Source organism: Brotaphodocola sp. (genome assembly GCF_050873365.1).
Taxonomy (GTDB): domain Bacteria; phylum Bacillota; class Clostridia; order Lachnospirales; family Lachnospiraceae; genus Brotaphodocola.
In genome coordinates this window covers 84,262-101,310 of sequence record NZ_JBNMIQ010000010.1, presented here as the reverse complement: position 1 = coordinate 101,310, position 17,049 = coordinate 84,262, and the positions used below count along the sequence as shown (strand labels likewise).

The window sequence follows — 17,049 nt, the reverse complement described above, 5'->3', positions numbered from 1 at the left end:
TGGTTACACAGAAGATGCGGATTATGTAGGAGCTGTTAATATCAAAAAACGGGCAACGGATATCGAAATCATGGAATTATGTGAGAAATATAAATATAATCACCATTTGCTTCAGAATTCCATAAAGATTGTTTATGCCGATAGATTTAAAACTTACCGGCAAGTAGCATCCTTATGAGAAACGGCAATATCCCACAGGTATGGTCTGTGGTGTATTGCCGTTTGGTAGTAAGGAACATATGAACTATCATCGTCTTGGTACAGCATGTCTGTATCTGGATTGTCTGGCGGAGATCTGTCTGGTTTGTATGATTCATACAAATTGGTCTTATTTCCAATAGATCGTCATTGAATAGCTTTGCATTTTCAGATGCTCGGCCATTCAATGACCGAGTAGTTCACATCGAAGTCGATTGCATCTGAGAGTAAAGATTGCAGTGATGCAGAATCTGGACCGATTTGTAGGAATGGAAGACGTGAAAATCAGAAATGTGGCGAAAGAAATTTTTCAGATAGAATTGCGGGAAGAACTTCTTAGAAAGAGAGATTAAAGAAAAAAATAGGGGGAGAGATACAATTGCATCTCATGGAATATATTCCGTTGAAAGATAATACATTAGAGCCTTCTTCTCCATATTACTCATTTCTTCAGCGTGGAAAAGAAGAAATGGAACAGAAAATTTATTATAACTAAACATGGGAAAATAAAAAAATGGAAAATACAAGGATCATGTAGAAATACATGATCTTTGTGTTATATGGAGTTGAGAAAAGGAAAGGGATAACATTAAAGAAAATCGCAATATAAAATTTATAAATACATAATTTGAAGTCTCAGCGGAAATCGAGTACAATAAATAATACGATACAAGATTAAAAGATGTAGCAAAATCAAAAACATATCAAACAATAACGGAGTAGGAAGCAAGTTTGTAATTATTTATTTGTGAGTTGCAAAATACATTGCGAAAGGAAAAGGGAATATGGGACTTATTCGAGCAGGAATTGGGGCACTGGGTGGTACACTGGCGGATCAGTGGAAGGAATTTTTCTATTGCGATGCTCTGCCAAATGATGTTTTGATGAGAAGAGGACAGAAGCGCACGGGTAGACGTTCTTCCAATACGAGAGGAAACGATAACATCATTTCCAATGGTTCCGGGATTGCGGTGGCAGATGGTCAGTGTATGATTATTGTGGAGCAGGGTAAGATCGTGGAAGTCTGCGCGGAGCCGGGTGAATTTACCTACGATACGTCCACAGAGCCATCTATTTTTGTAGGAAGTCTGGGTGAGGGCATTAAGGCGACGTTTAAGACAATTGGAAAGCGTTTTACTTACGGCGGAGATACGGGAAAAGACCAGCGCGTGTATTATTTCAATACGAAAGAGATCATTGACAATAAGTTTGGCACGCCGAGTCCGATCATGTTTGAGGTCGTCAATAAGCGAATCGGGATCAGCCGTACCGTGCAGGTTCGCTGTAATGGTGTCTACACCTATGTGATCTCTGATCCGTTGCGTTTTTATACGAGACTTTGCGGAAATGTAGAATATGAGTTTACGAGAGATCAGATTGACGCTCAGCTGAAAGCAGAGTTTATTGATGCCTTACAGCCAGCTTTTGGAGAGTTGGCGGAGCAGGAGCTTCGTCCGGCGCAGATCCCGGCAAAGGCAAATGCGCTCAAGATGGCGATGAACAATGCCTTAAAGCAGGAGTGGATCGAGAATCGAGGCATTTCGGTTGAAAAGATTGCGCTGAATCCGATTACCCTGACGGAAGAGGATATGAAGAAGATCAATGAAATGGAGGATGCAGCGAGTGTCGGTGCGAATCCATTCATGATGGCGGGACGCATGACGAATGCAACTGCGGATGCCATGCAGACTGCGGCAGGAAATTCTGCTGGTGCGATGACTGGATTCATGGGAATGGGAATGACCGGAATGGGGGCGCAGGGCGGATTTGCCTCGGCTCAGAACCTTTATAATATGGGGGTCCAGAACCAGATGAACCAACAGATGCTCAATCAGCAGATGGCAAGTGCTAAGGATGCCGGGCTTGGTCTTGGTGCGCTGAATGGAATGAGTGGCGCAGGAGCATCTTTACAGACATCTTCACAGGCGGGAGCATCGGAGAATGGAGATGCATGGAAATGTAGCTGTGGAGCAATGGCGACCGGAAAGTTTTGTTCGGAATGTGGAGCAAAGAGACCAGAGCCGGTGAAGATTGGTTCATGGAAGTGCAAATGCGGAGCGATTGCAACGGGTAAATTCTGCTCGGAGTGCGGTTCACCGAGACCGGTCGATGAGAGCTGGACTTGTTCTTGCGGAACGGTAAATAAGGGAAAATTCTGTTCAAACTGTGGGGCAAAGAATCCGTATCTTGGATGATTGAGTTTAAATCATAATCGCCGATTGTTCGTGTATTGTGAGAATCGTGAAATGTGAAGATAAGCGATATGCAGACATATATGACTCAGAGTGGATGTGCAGTGATTCTGGGAAGAGGTCAGCAGAGCTGACTAGAATCATGCGTCAGATTTCTGCTAGCATTTGACTTGAATACGTAAATATATATACAGGATACAGAGGAGAAACTCATGGGAATCATGGGAAAAGTGAGGTGATGAGGATATGCCGACAATGCAGGAATATAAATGTCCTTGTTGCGGGGGATCGATTGCGTTTGACAGTACCGTTCAAAAAATGAAGTGTCCATTCTGTGACACGGAATTTGAGATGGAGACGCTTCAAAATTATGATGCAGAATTGCAGAAAGAACAACCGGATCAGATGAAATGGGAGACGACTGCCGGAAAGGAATGGAAAGCAGGCGAAACGGAAAGTCTTCGATCATTTATCTGTAACTCCTGTGGGGGAGAAATCATCGCAGATGCCAATACAGGTGCGACGTCCTGTCCATTTTGCGGAACACCGATCGTGATGATGGATCAGTTTTCCGGAACTTTAAAGCCTGATCTGGTGATTCCATTTAAACTGGATAAAAAGTCAGCGAAGCAGGCTCTTAACAGATATTTGACTGGAAAGCGTCTTTTACCCAAGATTTTTAAAGATCAGAATCACATTGAGGAGATCAAGGGAATTTATGTTCCATTCTGGCTTTTTGATACGGATGCAGATGCTCAGGTGCGCTATCGGGCGACGAGAGTGCGCAGTTGGAGTGATCGGAATTATCACTATACAGAGACAAGTCATTTTCTGGTTCATCGGGAAGGCAAAGTGGCATTTGAAAATGTTCCTGTGGATGGTTCTGCCAAGATGGCGGATGAACTGATGGAATCGATTGAGCCGTATGATTGTTTGCAGGCAGTGGATTTTCAGACGGCTTATCTGGCGGGATATTTGGCGGATAAGTATGATGTGACGGCAGAAGAGAGCATTGAGCGGGCAAATATGCGTGTGAGACATTCCACAGAGGAGGCATTTCGGAATACGGTGCAGGGATATGCCACAGTTACGCCGGAAAACAGCAGGATTCAGCTTCACGCTGGAAGGGCAAAATATGCGCTGTATCCGGTGTGGATCTTGAATACAACCTGGAATGGGAAGAAATATACGTTTGCGATGAACGGTCAGACCGGAAAATTTGTCGGGGATCTTCCTGTTGATAAATCGGTTGCCGTGAAATGGATGCTTGGTTTGACGGCTGTGTTCAGTGTTCTCACTTATGGTGGAGTCTACCTGTTACATCTGGTGGGAATTTAAACGGGGAGGGACAACAGAAGAATGAAAAAGAAAAAATTAAAGCGATTACGGCTGTTTCTGTGGATGCTCCTTGTCTGCCTGATGTATTGTGGTTTGATGGTGATGCCAGCTTTTGCCGAGGGTGAATTTGCGAATGAGTATGATCGGGTCAACGATCAGGTTGGAGTTCTCACGAAAGCGGAAGAGTATGATCTTCGGGAACGCTTAGATGAAATCAGTGTTCGCCAGAAGATGGATGTGACTCTTGTGGTAACTCCGGATCTGGGTGGTTATAATCGTGTGTCAGATTATGCAGAGAATATCTATGAATCTTGTAAGTTTGGTTATGGAGAGGAGAAAGATGGAATCTTGCTTCTCATCAGCATGGAAGATCGTGATTGGTACATTGACACGCATGGGTTTGGGATTACTGCGTTTACAGATGCCGGAATTGAATACATAGGGGAAGCGATGACACCGGATCTTGCAGATGGAGACTATGCGCAGGCTTTTGAGACTTATGCCTCGCTGTGCGATGATTTTATCACGCGTGCGAGAAACGGAAATCCTTATGACAATGAAGATTTTTCGGAAGAGAAAATGCCGGTGATGTGGATTCCTCTTTCTATTTTGATTGGAGCGGGACTTGCCGGAGTGGTTGTTGGCAGTATGGTCAGTGGAATGAAGACGGTTCGTCCGCAGGCAACTGCAAACAGCTATGTAAAAAAAGGCAGTTTTCATTTGAATGCAAGCCGTGATCTTTTCCTTTATCACACGATTACGCGCACCGCAAAACCGAAGGATAACAAACCATCTGGAGGTGGTGTACATAACAGTGGGACTATGCATGGAAGCAGTACGCACAGATCGGCTTCCGGTTCGACTCACGGAGGTCGAGGTGGAAAGTTTTAATGGGAAATGTTAATTGTGCGCAATTGCGTGCCAATGAATAATGAATTTTGAAGGAAAGATAGATGGTTTTCGTTGGCATATGGGAAAAATGTTGGAAATTAGGGTTACGGAAATATGATAGCAGGAAGAATTGTAGACCGTTTTCCAATAGCGGAAAAAGGTACGTTATATGAGCTGAATTTGAGCCATGGACAGAACATTAAGATAGGAGAGATTTTGTTTGATCTCAGGGGAAATCGTTTTCGGGTTCAGGCGATTGAACAGATTACTCCAGCAATAGATCGTCTTGATTGGAAATTTGAAAGAGAATCTATTGGAGTCTTGTTTGAACTTGTAGATCATGTGCAAGTGGAAGGAACACTCTTATTTGATGATGGCGAGGATGTGAAGAAAATCTGTTTTTTATTTTGTAATCATCCGTTGTATCCTCAAAAAGTGGATGAGGATTATCTGGCCGAGTATCAAGTCGCGAAAGAAAAATATCCATGTGCCTTATTTAGCTATGAGGATTTGGAAAAAGGAACATTATCTTTGTATGGCGATGGTATTTCCGGGATGGTTGTCTATCGAGGCTGGATGATGAAACCGGAAATGTACCGAATCTTCTATCGGCTCTTGAAAAATCAGGGGATTTATTTGATCAATTCGCCAGAAGAGTATGAGAATTATCATTTGCTTCCAAACTGGTATCCGGATTTTCATGGGCAGACAGCAGAATCCGTATGGGAAACACGGGGAGATCTTGAGAGTGCCATTCAGATGACAAAAGATCTTAAGGGTTCTTACCTTGTAAAAGATTATGTTAAGAGCAGAAAACATGAATGGTATGATGCTTGTTACATTGAAAATATTGCAAATCAGGAAAGCGTAAGAAGGGTAATTGGAAATTTTATAGAACGTCAGGGTGAGAATCTTGTCGGAGGAGTGGTTCTTCGCAAATTTGAACGCTTAAAGCGGATTGGTTTTCATGAAAAGAGTGGAATGCCGTTGTCGGAAGAATACCGGGTGTTTCTTTTTGTAGGTCGAATATTGAAGATGGGAGATTACTGGACGGATCAGGGAGAGCGTCGTCTTCTACCGGAAGAAGAAAAATGGGTGGAAGAGATTGCGAAGATGGTGAAGAGTAATTTTGTGACGATCGATCTGGCAAGGCGTGAAAACGGAGCGCTTATGATTATGGAATTTGGAGATGGTCAGGTTTCTGGTTTGCAACAGATTCATCCGAAAGATTTTTATCAGGCATTTGAAAAAAATCTAAATAAATGCTAAAGCTAAATGCAAGTTGTAAGTGGACAGATAGATCGGTAGAGTAGGTTAGTCACAACAGATCAATCATCAAGGGATTAAGCATAAAGAAATGACTCATTAAGAATGCAATAGGAACGGAGCAACCGAATAGATATTATGACAAATATAAAAGCAGTCTTTGTTGACATTGATAATACACTTCTGAGTTTTGACGAGTATGTCAGACAGACGATGAAAAATGGGTTTGAGCATTTTAATTTGAAACCGTATGAACCATATATGTATGACATTTTTGAGAAAGAAAATAATGCGCTCTGGCGAAAGATTGAGCAGGGGGTATTGACATTTCCGGAGTTACAGAAAATCAGATGGAATCTTGTGTTTGAAAAACTGGGGATTTCTTTTGATGGTCCGGTGTTTGAGCGATATTTCCGGGAGGCTCTTCATGAGAGTGCGATTGAGGAGCCGGGTGCGCAGGAAATGTTGGCATATTTAAAACAAAAATATATTTTGTGTGTGGCGAGCAATGGACCGTATGAACAGCAGGTGCATCGCTTGGAGCTTGCCGATATGCGAAAATATTTTGATTATGTGTTTGTCTCAGAAAGAATGGGAGTGTCAAAACCGGCACGAGAATTTTTTGAGAAAGCATTTTCTCAGTTAAATGAGAATAGAACCGATAAAATCTCTCCGGAAGAGACGATGATCATCGGGGATTCTTTGACCTCTGATATGGCAGGGGGATTGCAGTATGGGATGAAGACTTGCTATTATCGGAGAAATTCTGGGAGCGCAATGCCGGATGAGAGGATTAATTTTGTGATCGATCATTTGGATCAGGTTTTCCGGTACATTTAAGAACTTTTATTTGTAATTTAGATTTTAAATTTGCAATTTAGAAAAAGAAAAACGCAAACTTTCTCAGGAGAGAATGCTCCCTCCTGAGAAAGTTATTTGCATAAAGTGGATTGTAATTTACATTGCTTTATAGGCATTTCCCCATGCGACCATAGAGTCGAGAATCGGCTTTAAAGAATGACCGAGCTCGCTGAGGGAGTATTCGACTCTCGGCGGAACTTCCGGGTAAACGGTGCGGACGATCAGACCATCGCTTTCCATAGAGCGAAGGCTGTCTGTGAGTACCTTCTGGCTGATGCCATCCAAATCTTTTTTCAGTTCATTAAATCTCCAGGGTCTCTGGAGAAGATTTCTGATAATCAGTAATTTCCACTTGCTTCCGATCAGGGCAACGGTCGTGGCAACGGGACACTCTGGTAATTCTTCTTTTGTCAGCATAAGACATAGCCTCCTTATAGAAAGTTATAAAAAGATTTTATCATACACATAGGAAGGTGTATGAAGCGATTGAAATTGAATCTATTATTTTTTATATGATTTTGCGATATGCATATATGTATATTAGATTCAATTTGAATGTTATATTCGAATTATAATTCAACATTAAAATTGATGTCAAGGGGTTACAAAAAGGTAACCTAAGTTACCTTGAAGTGATTATGTAATAAAAAAGTGCGTACTTCTGTTTCGGAAAAAGGTTTGCTATGATGAAGATGTAACAGGAAAGCGCAACACAAAAAGACAGTAACAAATCGTAACAAACGACAGAGCAACAAGGTAACCAAGTAACAACACAAAGCAAGAAAGAAACACAGCAACACAAAACAAAAAGTGGCATGCGAGTCAGAGACGAGTATGCAAGAAAAATGGAGGAAAGACTTATGGCATTATCAAACATTGCAGGATGGAATGAGAACGCACAGGCAGGTAGCGCATGCGGAACAGCATGTGGAGCAGGTGATCAGCCGGAGCAGAAGCCGGTAGCATGCGGAACGGCATGTGGAGCAGGAGACCAGCCAGAGCAGAAGCCGGCAACATGCGGAACGGCATGCGGAGCAGGCGATCAGTCGGAGCAGAAGCCGGTAGCGTGCGGAACGGCATGTGGAGCAGGCGATCAGCCGGAGCAGAAGCCGGCAGCGTGCGGAACGGCATGTGGAGCGGGAGATCAGCCGGAGCAGAAGCCGGCAGCGTGCGGAACGGCGTGTGGAGCAGGTGATAAATAAAAAATAAGAAATTGCGACAAAACATGAAATGATAGCTAACATGAAAAGATCGCAGAAACAGATAATAAAAACAAATAACAAGAAGAAATAACAAAAAATAACAGGAAACAGGAAATTTAAAGCAGTTAATAAAGCAGTTAAAAAATAGGCAATAACAATTGATAATAGTTAAAAACAGGTAAGAACAATTAAGAACAGTAACTGTTAGTGGTTGAGTGAGAGGAACGGAGAGGATAGGATATGAGTCAGTATTTTGCTTTTCAATGGCATATCACAGATGAGTGCGATCAGCGTTGTAAGCATTGTTATATTTTCTCAGGAAAAGGATGTCAGGAATTGAAAAGCATGACCTGGGAGCAGATGCAGGAAGTGGTGGCAAATTGTGAAGATTTTTGCGAGGTTTATCACAGAGTGCCCTACTTTTATATCACTGGCGGAGATCCTATCCTTCATCCGGACTTCTGGAAGCTGATGGTTTTGCTCAAGAGCAAGGGCATTCCATTCACGCTGATGGGAAATCCGTTTCACCTCAATGATGAGATTTGCAGAATGTTGAAGGTTTGCGGATGCGAGAAATATCAGATGTCGTTGGATGGAATGAGAGAGACGCACGACTGGTTCCGAAAACCGGGAAGTTTTGATCTCACCTTAGAGAAAGTGGGATGCTTAAACCGCGCCGGAATCACGAGTGTGATTATGAGTACCGTGTCAAAGACGAATATGAATGAGATTCCGGATATCATTGATGCGGTGGTAAATGCGAATGTAAAAGTATTTGCATTTTCGCGCTATGTGCCGACTGGCGGAGAAGTGGATACGAGCATGACTCCGCAGGAGTACAGAAATCTTCTTGAGATCTGTGATGCGAAGTATAAGGCATATCAGAAAGCGGGATGCAAGACTTATTTTAATAAAAAGGATCATCTCTGGACGCTGTATGAGTATGAGACCGGACAGTTTACCTTGCCGGATTATTCTTTCCAGAGTTTAAAAAATGCGACGACAGAGATCGGAAATGTAGAAAGAGAAAATGCGGGGACAGAGAATACAAAAACAGAGAATGAGATGATTTATGGTGGTTGTAATTGCGGAAACTGTCATATCACAATCTCGTCAAACGGCGATGTGATGGCATGCCGGAGAGTCACCAACAGCAGGGTGGCAAATGTGTTTGAGGACCGGCTGGCGGATGTGTGGGTTTGCCAGATGGAGCGGTATCGGGAATTTGATAAGTTTAAGAAATGTAGCAAATGCGAGCTGAAGGCATGGTGCAGAGGATGTCCGGCAGTCGCAAATGGTACAAGCGGTGATTTCTACGGGGCAGACCCGCAGTGCTGGAAAACAAAAAATGATAGGACGGGGGAGATGCTTCCATGTTGATGGATCTTATAAAGAGTAGACATTCGATCAGAAAATATACGGATCAACAGATTGAGCGTGCAGATCTGGAAAAAATTCTTGAAGCAGGAAATTTTGCCCCGAATGCGGGTGGTGGACAGAGAAGCATGATGGTGGCAATCCACAATGCAGAACTTGCGAAAAAAATCGGAATCATGAACATGGCTTCGTTTAATCGTGCAGGACTTCTGGGTGCTTATGTCTCAAAAGATCAGCCGAGTGTGATTGACGATCCGACGATAAAAAATGGATTTTATGGAGCCCCAACAGTCGTTGCAATTTTCGCACAGAGCAATTTTATGTTTCGGATCGCAGATGCCTTCTGCATTGCGGAGAATATGGTTCTTCAGGCGACAGAACTTGGAATCGCGTCCTGCATCATTTCAAGAGCAGAAGTGACATTTTCAAGTGAGGAAGGACAACGGATGTTGAAAGAGTGGAATGTTCCAGAAAATTACACCTGTCAGTGCTTTGTAATCCTTGGATACATCGATGGAGAACAGCCTGCAACCAAACCACGCAAACCGGGTCGAATTAAAATAGTGGAATAGGGAAGTTCATAAAAGATAAAATAGGGGGGGTGGGATTAAAAATGGATTTATCCACATGTTTAATGAAAATGAAACTTGTCGGGGTACTCGCATTTGCAACGGTGGATGCAAACGGGGCACCTCAGATCAGAAATATCAGCGCAATTCACTATGAGCCGAATGCGTTGTATTTTCTCACAGCACGCGGAAAGAATTTCTGCAAGGAACTGCTTGAGGATGGCAGAGTACAGATTTTGTGCTACACAAAGTATAAAGAGATGATTCGCCTGTCTGCAAGAGCGCATGCAGTCCCGCAGGAAGATCAGAGAAAATGGGTGGACAAGATTTTTGAGGAACAGCCGTACCTCGCAAATGTGTATCCGGGAGATACGCGTGAGATCACGACGATTTTCTGCATTGATCAGGGAGAACTCGAGTACTTTAATCTCGGGGTGAAGCCGATTTTCAGAGAGACATACAGCCTTGGAAATGCTAAAATACAGGAGAAGGGGTATTTTATAACCGACAAGTGTATTGGCTGTGGCAAGTGTATGAAGGTTTGTCCGCAAAGTTGTATTGTTAAAGTGGACAATGAAAATGGAAGTGAAGGGAAGAATGGAAAGAGAAAGCCATTTGTGATTAACCAGAATCACTGCCTGCACTGCGGAAGCTGTTTTGAAAATTGTCCGGTCGGAGCAGTGGTGAGAAAATAAGATTACGGCATCATTGGATGCTTTTATGCCATTTTGTATCATTTTATTTTGTATCATTTTATATTATTTTATATCATATTATTTTATGCCGTTTTATTGTTTCACGGTTATATTGTTATTGCCGGATTGTCGGAGAGAAGATGGGCTGGAAAGAGAGGGGACAGATGTTTAGTTGGAGATTTTCGAGGGACAGAGTAGATGAAAAAGAAAAATCTGTCTCTGATAGAACCGGAGAGATCGAGCGACTCAGAGAAGAATTGGATCGGGCGGACGCTGTGATCATTGGTGCGGGAGCGGGGCTTTCTACCTCTGCCGGTTTTATCTATACGGGAGAGCGGTTTGATCGATATTTTCAGGATTTTGCAGAGAAATATCAGTTTCAGGATATGTATTCCGGAGGTTTTTATCCGTATTCGACGCTGGAAGAGCACTGGGCATATTGGAGCAGATATATTTATATCAACCGCTATATGAGTCCGCCGAAGGATGTGTATCAGAAACTTTACGATCTTGTAAAAGAAAAAGATTATTTTGTGCTGACGACAAATGTCGATCATTGTTTTCAGAATGCTGGATTTGATAAACACCGCCTGTTTTACACGCAGGGGGATTATGGTCTGTTTCAGTGTAGCAAACCGTGTCATGCAGACACTTACGACAATGAGAAGGTAATCCGTGAGATGGTCGAAGCACAAGGATATCAGATTGGCGAGGACGGCACTTTGAATTTGCCGGAGCACACGATTCCCAAAATGGTGGTTCCGTCGGAGCTTGTTCTGCGTTGCCCGAAATGTGGAGCACCGATGAGCATGAATCTTCGCGCAGATGATACGTTTGTGGAGGATGAGGGCTGGCATCGCGCTTCGGAGCGATACGCAGACTTTCTGCGCAGACACGAGGATATGAAGGTACTTTTTATTGAGACAGGGGTCGGCTACAACACACCAGGTATTATAAAATTCAGCTTCTGGAATATGACACAGCGGTGGAAACATGCGGTATATGCGTGCCTGAACAAAGGCGAGGTGTATGTACCGGAGGAGATCCGAAAGAGAGCGATCGGTATAGATGGCGATATCGGGGAGACACTGAACCAAATTTAAAAACGGGCAGGAAAGTCAGTTAAAGGAAAAAAGGACAGAATGAGCATTTCATCTTGCAAGATGGAAGTTCATTCTGTTTTTGTGTTATAAGGCATTATGGGTAAGATATTGAATAGATGGTATGGGATTGAATATATGACATTATATAGATGGTATGGGATATCAAACATGTGCCAGTGCGATAATGTACTCGTTAATGATTATTAGATTGATGGAATGTTATGGTACATATTGTACACGGTCAGACATTTTCTGAACGGAAAATGCCGTATGATACAGTGCTGATAGAATTTTTTTATAACGCTAGGAATTGCATCTGAGAATGAAATCGTTTAAAATTTATATATAGGTTTATGCGATAGGGTCTTAGAAATAAAAGTGGGAGTATTTTAAACTTTGAGTTTTTTGATAGGAAAGAGAGTCAGAAATGGAGAGAGTAAAGAAAAATTTTGGTTTTGGATTTATGCGTCTTCCGATGAAAGATGGAGAGGTGGATATTCCGGAGACCAACCGGATGGTGGATGCCTTTCTTGATGCGGGTTTCAATTATTTTGATACTGCGCACGGCTATCTTCAGGGGAAGAGTGAGTTGGCACTGAGAGAGTGTTTGACGAGTCGTTATCCGCGTGATCGCTACATTGTGACGGACAAGCTCACCGCCAATTTTTTCAAATCGGAAGCAGATATTCGTCCGCTCTTTGAGAGTCAGCTCAAAGCCTGTGGAGTCGATTATTTTGATTTTTATCTGATGCATGCACAGGGCGAGGGAAACTATTCTCATTTTAAGGAGTGTCATGCCTATGAGACTGCGTTTGCACTGAAGGCGGAGGGCAAGATTCGCCATGTGGGTATCTCCTTCCATGACCGTGCAGAGGTTCTGGAGAAGATTCTGACAGAGTATCCGGAAGTGGAAGTTGTTCAGATCCAGTTTAACTATGTGGATTACGATGATCCGGCAGTACAGAGCCGTAAATGCTATGAGGTGTGCCAGAAGTTTGACAAGCCGGTTATCGTCATGGAGCCGGTGAAGGGCGGAAATCTGGTTAATCTGCCGGAGGATGCAAAGGCAGTTTTAGAGGAACTGCACGGTGGAAGTCCGGCAAGCTATGCGCTTCGTTTTGCAGCGGGATTTCCGGGAATGATGATGGTGCTTTCCGGCATGAGCAATATGGAGCAGATGGAGGACAATATCTCCTTTATGCGCGACTTTAAGCCGTTGAATGAGACCGAACTCAATGCGGTTAAAAAGGTGCAGGAGATTTTTAGAAGCAAACATCTGATTCCGTGTACCGCCTGCCGTTACTGTACCGATGGATGTCCGAAACACATCTCCATTCCGGATCTGTTTGCAACGATGAACACCAAGCAGATTTATAATGACTGGAATGCAGATTACTATTACAATGTGGTTCACACGGCTCCGGGACGTAAGGCGTCGGACTGTATCAAATGCGGAAAATGTGAGAAGGTTTGTCCTCAGCACCTGCCGATTCGAGATCTTCTCGTAGATGTAGCAAATGAATTTGAGAAGAAGTCGGACGAATCAGAAGAATAAAAATAAGAAAAGAATTAGGAAGAAGTAAGAACAAATAAGAGAAGTAAGAAAAAGGAAACGTAAAAGAAATAAGAACAATAAGAAAAATAAGAGGAATAACAAAATCAGAAATAGACAAAAATGATGTGAGGAGAATCGAGGGCGGGAAATGAAAACCTTATATTTAGATTGCAATATGGGGGCGACGGGAGAGATGCTGGCATCGGCATTGCTGGCGATTCACCCAAATCCGGATCAGGTGATCGAACGGCTGAATGAGTTAAACTTGCCGGGAATCCGGTTTCAGGTTGAGTCGATGGCAACGGGTGGACTTGTTGGTACCCATATGAAGATTTTGAGAGATTCTGCTGTTTTTGAAGAAGATTCTCTTGCTTCGGGTTCGCAACGTTTTTCTCCTCGTCCTCAGTCACTCTTTCTGGATTCTTGTTCTCATCAAAATCTGATGGATGATTTATCGGAATGTTGCCCGGAGGAGATTCGAGAAGATGTGCAGGCGGTTTTTCGGTTGATTGCAGAGGCAAAATCTGCTGTCTGTGGTTATCCGATTGAGCTGATTGAATCAATTGAATCGATCGAAGCAAAAGCAGATTTGCCAATGAATGATAATGATTTGGGCGACGAGAAGGAAACTGGAACTGGATCTCGAGCGCAAGAAGATGGAAATGGTGTCTGGAAAGCTGCAAAGATCAGGGAGGCAGAGAATGGGACGGCGATCGCGGAAGTGATCGCTGTCTGCGTTCTGATGGATGAATTGAAACCCGAGAAGATCGTGGCATCTTGTGTTCAGGTCGGCAGTGGACTAGAGCGCAGAAATCATGGATTTTTCCCGATTCCATCGCCTGAGATTGCTTGGATGTTGCGAGGAGTGCCGACTTATGGAGGACAGATTCGCCAGATTCAGGCAGATTGGACTCAGGAAAATCGGACTCAAAAAGATCAGATTCAAAAAGATCAGATTCAAAAGGAACCCTGTGATCTGACAGGAGCGAGTCTGATCAAACATTTTGTTCAGGAGTTTGGCAGTCAGCCTCGGATGCGAGTCGAAGAAATCGGATATGGATTTGTGTTTGCCGATTCTTTAAATACAGATCATACCGGGATGATGAGGATTGGAGCGGATACCGGAATCGTGATGCGCGCAATGATCGGTGAGAGCGCAGAGAATCAGGACAGTGTGCTGGAACTTTGCTGTAATCTGGATGATATGACGCCGGAGCGAATCGGATTTGCGATGGAGGAGTTGTTTTTTGCGGGAGCTCTCGATGTCTATACAACACCGATTGGAATGAAGAAAAATCGTCCGGCAGTTCTGTTGACGTGCATGTGCCGTGCGGAATTGCGAGAGCGGATGATTAAGCTGTTATTTCTTCACACGACGACGCTTGGGATCCGGGAAAAGGTCTGCAATCGTTATGTCATGAAGCGTTTCATGGAAACGGTGGAGACGGAATACGGTCCTGTGCGAATCAAACATGTCTCTGGTTGGGGCGTTGAGCGGGAGAAAGCAGAGTACGATGATCTGGTCAAAATTGCACGACAGCAGAATCTCTCGATCTCTCAGGTGGATGATCTGGTGAAAAGACAGAGAGATTTGAACAAGAAATAATAATAATACAAAATAATAAATGATAATAAAAAGTAACCATAACAGATAGGACAGTAGGGAAGAAACAAGATGTCTAAGAAAATTTTGATTATCAACACGGGAGGAACACTTTCTTCTGTGAAGGGAGCAAATGGTCTTGTGCCGGGAATCAGTGGCAAGGACATGATGGAAGAGCTGAAAATGGTCTCGAAAAATCTGACGCTTGAGACAGAGGATTTCTGTTCTCTCGACAGTGCCAATATCGGACCGGAGGACTGGGCGGGGCTTGCTTCGTGCATTGCGCAGAGAAGCCACGAGTATGATGGAATCGTGGTGATTCACGGCACAGACACTTTGGCGTATACGTCTTCGATGCTCTCCTTCATGCTCCAGAATATATCGATTCCGGTTGTGGTCACGGGAAGTCAGCTCTCAATGGCGAATCCGGTGGCAGATGCTCTGGAAAACTGTCGCTGTGGAATCCATATGTCCGCGAGCGGATGCCCCGGAGTTTTTGTCGCCTTTAATCGAAAAGTGATTCTGGGTTGTCGCGCTTCCAAGGTGAGGACGATGAGTTTTGATGCGTTTGAAAGTATCAATTATCCCTATGTCGGCGAGATCAGTTCTCTTGGACTTCAGATTTTCCGGGAAAATCTTGTGGAGAAACGTGGCATTTTCAGACCGCAGACTGCCTATTCGGACAAGGTTGCTCTTCTGAAACTTTATCCGGGTATCACGCCGGATGTCTTGGAACTTCTCTATGAGAGAGGTTGCCGGGGCGTGTTTATTGAGGGATTTGGACTTGGTGGAATGCCATTTTTGAAGAATGATTTTATCGGAGCAGTTGGAAAGGTAGTCGAGAAGGGAATGTTGGTTCTCGTCGGAAGCCAGTGTCGGTATGAGGGAAGCAATCTTTCCGTTTATGAGACAGGGCGACTGGCACTCGAAAAAGGGGTTCTCCAGGCTTACGACATGACAGCTGAGGCGGCGATGACGAAACTGATGTGGGTGCTTGGTCAGACCGATGATCTTCGGGAGATGAAAGAATATTTTTCAGTTGACATTGCCGGAGAAGTGAAAATTCGATCATGAGGATAATCATGAAGACAAGGTTGAGTGACAAGTTCACAAAAACTCGAAGAAACATTTAGGGGAATGGGGGAGATGATGAAAAATTGAGAAATATTTGGAGAGATGGAATCTATGGTCTTGCCGTCGGGGACGCGCTTGGAGTGCCGGTAGAGTTCACTTCGAGAGAGGAGAGAAAGGCAGATCCGGTGATGGAAATGCGCGGGCATGGAACGCACAATCGGCCGGCAGGAACATGGTCGGATGACACGAGCATGGTGCTCGCGACGCTTGACAGCATCGGCAATCAACGAAAACTTGATCGGAAAGATATGATGAAACGGTTTTCAGACTGGTGTCTGTATGGAGAGTATACGCCTTTTGGAGAGGTCTTTGATATTGGAAATGCGACGCGTCAGGCGATTCTTCGATATGGACAGACAAAAAGTCTGGATGAGTGTGGGGGCAGAACCGAGTATGATAATGGAAATGGCTCACTGATGCGGATTTTGCCAGTCTGTCTGTTTCTGTTTGAGAGACAGAAGAAAATCTGTACTTCGGAGGATGAGTGTATTTACAAGATTCATGCGGTGTCTGCTCTGACGCATGCGCATTTGAGAAGCCAGATGGCGTGTGGAATTTATTATTTTTGTGTGAAAGCAGTTTTGGAACAGAAGGGAAGTCTGATCGAACGTTTACAGCAGGGAATTGATCAGGCATATGAGTATTACCGGCATGATTTAAGAAATTATGCAGAACTGCAACATTTTCAGAGACTGATGCACTTGGAGAAATTTCGAGAAGTTCCGGAGACGGAGATTTCGAGCAGTGGATATGTGGTAGACACGCTGGAATCGGCGATCTGGTGCCTGATTCAGACAGATTCCTTTGAGGAGGCACTGATCACAGCTGTGAATCTTGGGGATGACACGGACACCGTCGGTGTAGTGACGGGCGGTCTTGCAGGTCTTTATTACGGTTATGAAGAAATTCCGCAAGAATGGATAGATGCACTGCAAAAGAAAGATAAAATTGAGAGATATCTCTTTTTATAGTTTAATAGATTCATCCTATAACTCCCTATCAATTATTGGAACTTCTCAAATAGATTAAAAATAGGTATAATCACTCCCATAAATAAATCAAAGG

General features: G+C 43.7%; 15 protein-coding genes. 14 read left to right on the top strand and 1 reads right to left on the bottom strand.

Annotated features, from left to right (window positions below):
* Positions 1-983: 983 nt before the first annotated feature.
* From ACR0QT_RS07190 to ACR0QT_RS07170, 5 genes are all read left to right on the top strand, one after another.
* The gene (locus tag ACR0QT_RS07190) at positions 984-2,393 is read left to right on the top strand and encodes an SPFH domain-containing protein (protein ID WP_432630148.1); all 1,410 of its coding nucleotides are present in this window, start codon (positions 984-986) and stop codon (positions 2,391-2,393) included.
* A gap of 243 nt (positions 2,394-2,636) precedes the next feature.
* Complete coding sequence (locus ACR0QT_RS07185) at positions 2,637-3,728, top strand: hypothetical protein (protein WP_432630147.1); 1,092 nt, start codon at positions 2,637-2,639, stop codon at positions 3,726-3,728.
* Positions 3,729-3,749: 21 nt separating this feature from the next.
* Positions 3,750-4,619: a TPM domain-containing protein gene (locus ACR0QT_RS07180; protein WP_432630146.1), complete on the top strand. Its 870-nt coding sequence runs from the start codon at positions 3,750-3,752 to the stop codon at positions 4,617-4,619.
* Positions 4,620-4,733: 114 nt separating this feature from the next.
* Positions 4,734-5,888 (top strand): ATP-grasp domain-containing protein, encoded by a 1,155-nt coding sequence (locus ACR0QT_RS07175; protein ID WP_432630145.1) that lies wholly within the window; start codon positions 4,734-4,736, stop codon positions 5,886-5,888.
* Between the two features lie 135 nt (positions 5,889-6,023).
* Positions 6,024-6,725, top strand: a complete 702-nt coding sequence (locus tag ACR0QT_RS07170) for an HAD family hydrolase (RefSeq protein ID WP_432630144.1) — start codon at positions 6,024-6,026, stop codon at positions 6,723-6,725.
* A 117-nt stretch (positions 6,726-6,842) separates the two neighbouring features.
* On the opposite strand, the gene ACR0QT_RS07165 is transcribed toward ACR0QT_RS07170, so the two are convergent.
* Entirely contained in the window at positions 6,843-7,163 is a 321-nt protein-coding gene (locus tag ACR0QT_RS07165; protein ID WP_432630143.1) for a winged helix-turn-helix transcriptional regulator, read from the bottom strand.
* Positions 7,164-7,606: 443 nt separating this feature from the next.
* Here ACR0QT_RS07165 and acgA point away from each other — a divergent pair, with 443 nt between their 5' ends.
* The 9 genes from acgA to ACR0QT_RS07120 all read left to right on the top strand — a co-directional run bounded on the left by acgA (position 7,607) and on the right by ACR0QT_RS07120 (position 16,955).
* On the top strand, positions 7,607-7,948 hold the full coding sequence (gene acgA / locus ACR0QT_RS07160; RefSeq protein WP_432630142.1) for an ACGX-repeat peptide: 342 nt from the start codon (positions 7,607-7,609) through the stop codon (positions 7,946-7,948).
* A 240-nt stretch (positions 7,949-8,188) separates the two neighbouring features.
* Positions 8,189-9,328, top strand: a complete 1,140-nt coding sequence (acgM, locus tag ACR0QT_RS07155; RefSeq protein ID WP_432630141.1) for a radical SAM/SPASM domain protein, ACGX system — start codon at positions 8,189-8,191, stop codon at positions 9,326-9,328.
* Positions 9,328-9,897, top strand: a complete 570-nt coding sequence (locus ACR0QT_RS07150; protein WP_432630140.1) for a nitroreductase family protein — start codon at positions 9,328-9,330, stop codon at positions 9,895-9,897. Before acgM ends, ACR0QT_RS07150 begins: the two co-directional genes overlap by 1 nt.
* Positions 9,898-9,938: 41 nt before the next feature.
* Positions 9,939-10,589: a 4Fe-4S binding protein gene (locus ACR0QT_RS07145; RefSeq protein ID WP_432630139.1), complete on the top strand. Its 651-nt coding sequence runs from the start codon at positions 9,939-9,941 to the stop codon at positions 10,587-10,589.
* Between the two features lie 164 nt (positions 10,590-10,753).
* Positions 10,754-11,692, top strand: a complete 939-nt coding sequence (locus ACR0QT_RS07140; RefSeq protein WP_432630138.1) for an SIR2 family NAD-dependent protein deacylase — start codon at positions 10,754-10,756, stop codon at positions 11,690-11,692.
* Positions 11,693-12,119: 427 nt separating this feature from the next.
* Positions 12,120-13,247: an aldo/keto reductase gene (locus ACR0QT_RS07135; RefSeq protein ID WP_432630137.1), complete on the top strand. Its 1,128-nt coding sequence runs from the start codon at positions 12,120-12,122 to the stop codon at positions 13,245-13,247.
* 148 nt (positions 13,248-13,395) lie between these two features.
* Positions 13,396-14,853: a LarC family nickel insertion protein gene (locus tag ACR0QT_RS07130; protein WP_432630136.1), complete on the top strand. Its 1,458-nt coding sequence runs from the start codon at positions 13,396-13,398 to the stop codon at positions 14,851-14,853.
* 69 nt (positions 14,854-14,922) lie between these two features.
* The gene (locus ACR0QT_RS07125) at positions 14,923-15,924 is read left to right on the top strand and encodes an asparaginase (protein ID WP_432630135.1); all 1,002 of its coding nucleotides are present in this window, start codon (positions 14,923-14,925) and stop codon (positions 15,922-15,924) included.
* 83 nt (positions 15,925-16,007) lie between these two features.
* Positions 16,008-16,955, top strand: coding sequence for an ADP-ribosylglycohydrolase family protein (locus ACR0QT_RS07120; protein ID WP_432630134.1), 948 nt, complete (start codon positions 16,008-16,010; stop codon positions 16,953-16,955).
* Positions 16,956-17,049 lie beyond the last annotated feature (94 nt).

Coding starts and splice junctions, on each gene's coding strand:
- ACR0QT_RS07140 (WP_432630138.1), top strand. CDS start 10,754: ATGTTTAGTTGGAGATTTTCGAGGGACAGAGTAGATGAAAAAGAAAAA.
- ACR0QT_RS07125 (WP_432630135.1), top strand. CDS start 14,923: ATGTCTAAGAAAATTTTGATTATCAACACGGGAGGAACACTTTCTTCT.
- ACR0QT_RS07165 (WP_432630143.1), bottom strand. CDS start 7,163: ATGCTGACAAAAGAAGAATTACCAGAGTGTCCCGTTGCCACGACCGTT.
- ACR0QT_RS07170 (WP_432630144.1), top strand. CDS start 6,024: ATGACAAATATAAAAGCAGTCTTTGTTGACATTGATAATACACTTCTG.
- ACR0QT_RS07150 (WP_432630140.1), top strand. CDS start 9,328: ATGGATCTTATAAAGAGTAGACATTCGATCAGAAAATATACGGATCAA.
- acgM (WP_432630141.1), top strand. CDS start 8,189: ATGAGTCAGTATTTTGCTTTTCAATGGCATATCACAGATGAGTGCGAT.
- ACR0QT_RS07145 (WP_432630139.1), top strand. CDS start 9,939: ATGGATTTATCCACATGTTTAATGAAAATGAAACTTGTCGGGGTACTC.
- ACR0QT_RS07190 (WP_432630148.1), top strand. CDS start 984: ATGGGACTTATTCGAGCAGGAATTGGGGCACTGGGTGGTACACTGGCG.
- ACR0QT_RS07175 (WP_432630145.1), top strand. CDS start 4,734: ATGATAGCAGGAAGAATTGTAGACCGTTTTCCAATAGCGGAAAAAGGT.
- ACR0QT_RS07130 (WP_432630136.1), top strand. CDS start 13,396: ATGAAAACCTTATATTTAGATTGCAATATGGGGGCGACGGGAGAGATG.
- acgA (WP_432630142.1), top strand. CDS start 7,607: ATGGCATTATCAAACATTGCAGGATGGAATGAGAACGCACAGGCAGGT.
- ACR0QT_RS07180 (WP_432630146.1), top strand. CDS start 3,750: ATGAAAAAGAAAAAATTAAAGCGATTACGGCTGTTTCTGTGGATGCTC.
- ACR0QT_RS07135 (WP_432630137.1), top strand. CDS start 12,120: ATGGAGAGAGTAAAGAAAAATTTTGGTTTTGGATTTATGCGTCTTCCG.
- ACR0QT_RS07185 (WP_432630147.1), top strand. CDS start 2,637: ATGCCGACAATGCAGGAATATAAATGTCCTTGTTGCGGGGGATCGATT.